The organism is Halomonas sp. IOP_14 (genome assembly GCF_021021315.1).
Classification (GTDB): Bacteria; Pseudomonadota; Gammaproteobacteria; order Pseudomonadales; family Halomonadaceae; genus Vreelandella; species Vreelandella titanicae.
Genome location: NZ_JAINWD010000093.1, coordinates 1 through 3,399, shown reverse-complemented (window position 1 = coordinate 3,399; position 3,399 = coordinate 1). Strand labels below are relative to the sequence as shown.

The 3,399-nt window shown below is 47.7% G+C and carries 4 protein-coding genes; all 4 read left to right on the top strand.

The window, feature by feature from the left end:
• Positions 1 to 489 precede the first annotated feature (489 nt).
• Positions 490 to 1,518 (top strand): zinc-dependent alcohol dehydrogenase family protein, encoded by a 1,029-nt coding sequence (locus tag K7H09_RS24180; protein WP_039858317.1) that lies wholly within the window; start codon positions 490 to 492, stop codon positions 1,516 to 1,518.
• A 567-nt stretch (positions 1,519 to 2,085) separates the two neighbouring features.
• Positions 2,086 to 2,544: a hypothetical protein gene (locus K7H09_RS24175; protein ID WP_041158416.1), complete on the top strand. Its 459-nt coding sequence runs from the start codon at positions 2,086 to 2,088 to the stop codon at positions 2,542 to 2,544.
• A gap of 179 nt (positions 2,545 to 2,723) precedes the next feature.
• Positions 2,724 to 3,050, top strand: coding sequence for a TraR/DksA family transcriptional regulator (locus tag K7H09_RS24170; RefSeq protein ID WP_027959244.1), 327 nt, complete (start codon positions 2,724 to 2,726; stop codon positions 3,048 to 3,050).
• A 54-nt stretch (positions 3,051 to 3,104) separates the two neighbouring features.
• Positions 3,105 to 3,399 (top strand): ATP-dependent metallopeptidase FtsH/Yme1/Tma family protein (locus K7H09_RS24165; protein ID WP_230806346.1); only part of this gene is annotated, 295 nt, incomplete at its 3' end.

Below are 3,399 nucleotides of genomic sequence, written 5' to 3'. Positions count from 1 at the left end.
CAAAGTGCTGCGGTTATTCTATGAATCCAGGCCAAGCCTCGGTAGCGATTTAACTCACGTACTTCGTGCAAATATGCTAAGTTCAGCTGGTCTTGCGGCAGAAAATTAAGTGCTGTCAAGTTATCCATCAATAAAGCCCTCTCACCATGTAGAAATAGCCCAACATTAGGCTGTTTTTCAGGAGGCATCCTAGTGTGAGAGAAAGCTCATTTTCTATGATCTCTGTCAATTTTTCATCACGGCATTAAGAAATTAATACTCCTCAAAAGAACATCCACCATTACCATTAGCCAATAACTCAAACTTCACCCTTGTAGTGCTAATCAAGTCTTAGCTATTTAAGCTGCCGGTTTTATAACAACCATACACGCATAAAAAAACAAAGCTATAAAGCTGACAACGGTCAAGTTTTTGTGCACCTATATTATCTATACTCTTTGAAAGCTATTGCGAGATCCCTAGCAATTGTCTGCATAGGAGGAATAAACGATGAAAGCACTTGTTTATGAAGGAGTAGGGAAACGGAAGTGGAAAGAGAAGCCCCGGCCTATAATCGAGACTCCCACCGATGCTCTTGTAAGGATAACGCAAACCACCATTTGCGGGACTGACCTGCACATCCTTAAAGGAGATGTTCCTACAGTCGAAGCTGGTCGCACTCTGGGCCACGAAGGAATCGGTATCATAGAAAAAGTAGGTGATAGCGTGAGTAGCCTCAAGCCAGGAGATCAAGTACTTATCTCCTGCATCACCTCTTGCGGACATTGCGACTACTGTAAGCAAGGAATGTATGCGCATTGCCGCGATGGAGGCTGGATTCTGGGGCATAAAATTGATGGCACCCAGGCTGAATTCGTACGCATCCCGCATGCCGACAACAGTCTCTACCACTTGCCGCCGGGGCTCGATCCTGCCGCCGCACTTATGCTGAGCGATATCCTGCCAACCGGTCATGAAATTGGCGCACTCAATGGCGGAGTTAAACTCGGCGATACCGTGGCCATCGTCGGTGCCGGGCCGATCGGCTTGGCGGCCCTACTCACCTCCCGTTTCTACTCACCCGCACGTATTATCATGGTAGATCCCGACGAAAACCGTCTAGCCGTGGCACGTCAGTTAGGAGCTACCGATACCGTCAGTGCTGACCCGGTCGAAACAATAATGAAGCTCACGGATAGTGAAGGCGTCGATGTAGCGATGGAAGCCGTAGGAATTCCCGAGTCGTTTGATACCTGCCAGCGCATATTGCGTCCCGGTGGTCGCCTTGCCAATATCGGGGTGCATGGCCGCAGCGTTGAATTTCGAATTGAGGACCTATGGATCAAAAACGTTACCGTGCGCACTGGGCTGGTGAACACCAATACCATTCCAGTATTGATGCGTTTCCTGGAGGCAGGTGGCATTGAAGCGAAGAGCCTAATCACCCATCGGTTCGCCTTGAAAGAGATCGAGGAAGCCTATGATATTTTTTCGCGTGCTTCTTCGGAAAATGCAATTAAAGTGTTGCTGTCAGCCTAATAAGATAACTCACCGACCTAAATAAAATAAAAATCAGGACGTTAAGTACATCGAACTAATTGATTATTAATGAAAATACAAAACGAATCAAAATAAATGCAATTTTCGCCTGGCTACAAAACAAAAACACTTCAACGAGGACAAGAACATGATAACTTCAGGTCATCAAAAAAACCCTCTGAAAGCACCCGTGGCAGACAACTTGCTCGTTTTGTGGTCTCAACCTTGGATGGAATCCACTAACACAGCGATCAAGTTACAGCGCATTTGGCTAGAGACACTGAATGACGCAACGCGTCACGAACTAGACTTCTTTTCAACCGTGGCGATTTCCTGCAGTAAGCTGACAAGCTGCATGCTGGGTCTTGAGGGTCTGCTAACGCCATCATCTATGATGTCCTGCTATCACGAAATCACTGGTGATATGACAGAAGCGACGTTAAAACGCGTGCATAAGGTATCAAAGCTCAGTGATGATCTAAGAGAGCGCATTTGGTGTGAAATCTAAAAATTCTGCAAGGATCGCGCGACTTTTTCTAAAGGACTAACCTGAGATAGGACAAAGGCATGACGGTTGAAACCATCAAAGACATACTGGAACTGACCCGGCGGTTGCATGCCAATCTGGCCGATAAACTAAAGCGCGCCGCCAGGGACACCCAGCATGAAAAGCTGCGCATGTTACTTGACTATCTTTCCCAACATGAACAAAAGCTTAGCCAGGTCATAGCGTTGAGCGAGCAAGATGCAGAGAAAGCCGCGCTCCAAACGTGGTGTGCAGAATACTTTGACAAGCACCCTTTCAAGCTTGAAACACTGGGTAATTTAGACTTTGCCAACATGGGCACTGACGATGTCCTGCGCTCTTTGCTAGCAGTACATGATCGTATTATTGATCTCTATCGCTATTTATCGACACGGGCTGAAGTCTCGTCCACCGAGGAATTATTGAATGGCCTCCTCGCTTTAGAACAACACGAAATCATGCGCATGATACGAGACGCGGAAAAGCTGGAAGATCTTTAGTCATAGATACAAGTTCTAGCGCTCATGCTGTTTGACCTTACTCAGAAAACCGTGGTGGTGTAACGCCGCCATCGGCCCGATTAAAACAGGTTTGAGCATAACGCGAGCTGTACCAAGTGTATTAGATGCCATATACCGCTCAATAGATCAACTTACTAATCAACATTAACGGGTACATCATGTCTACTCAAGATAGAAAGGCCTTACTAGACAACCTACGGTTAGAGCTCAAAGCCCGCATCCATCACTATGAAGAACACCAGCATCGAAGCAGTGGCGCTCTGAATAAAGATCTTGATGATCAGGCGGTAGAGGTTCAAAACGACGAAGTTGTCGCGCGGCTGGAGGAAGAAGTCAGGCTAGAACTGGCCCAGGCCGAACGCGCCTTGGCACGCATCGCTGCCCAGGTCGGAGACTTATGCGAGGAATGTGACAAGCCCATCGCACCAGATCGTCTCAAGGCCTTGCCCTACACAACCCGCTGCAAAAACTGCGCCGATCTGTAACAAGGGCGAAACCTCCTCCAATAAGGCCCTCTAGTAAGCCGCATTGAGGTTAGCATGGACAAACGTTACCAAGCATATATCCTCTTTTTTATTTTCGGCTATATTGTTGTCCTATTGGCTCAGGACTTCATTGCGGAGGAGCGTTCCTACGAACCGATTCCCTATTCCGAGTTTCGACATCATCTTGAGCAAGGCATCATCAACACGCTTGATGTTAGTTCAGAGCGGATCAAAGGCACCTACAATACGCCACTCTCCGACGGTACTACTGGCTTCACCACCTATCGCATCGACCCGACCTTGGCCAATGACCTAGCCCTGAACCGCCCCGGTTATTCCGGAGACCGGT

Coding starts and splice junctions, on each gene's coding strand:
- K7H09_RS24175 (WP_041158416.1), top strand. CDS start 2,086: ATGACGGTTGAAACCATCAAAGACATACTGGAACTGACCCGGCGGTTG.
- K7H09_RS24170 (WP_027959244.1), top strand. CDS start 2,724: ATGTCTACTCAAGATAGAAAGGCCTTACTAGACAACCTACGGTTAGAG.
- K7H09_RS24180 (WP_039858317.1), top strand. CDS start 490: ATGAAAGCACTTGTTTATGAAGGAGTAGGGAAACGGAAGTGGAAAGAG.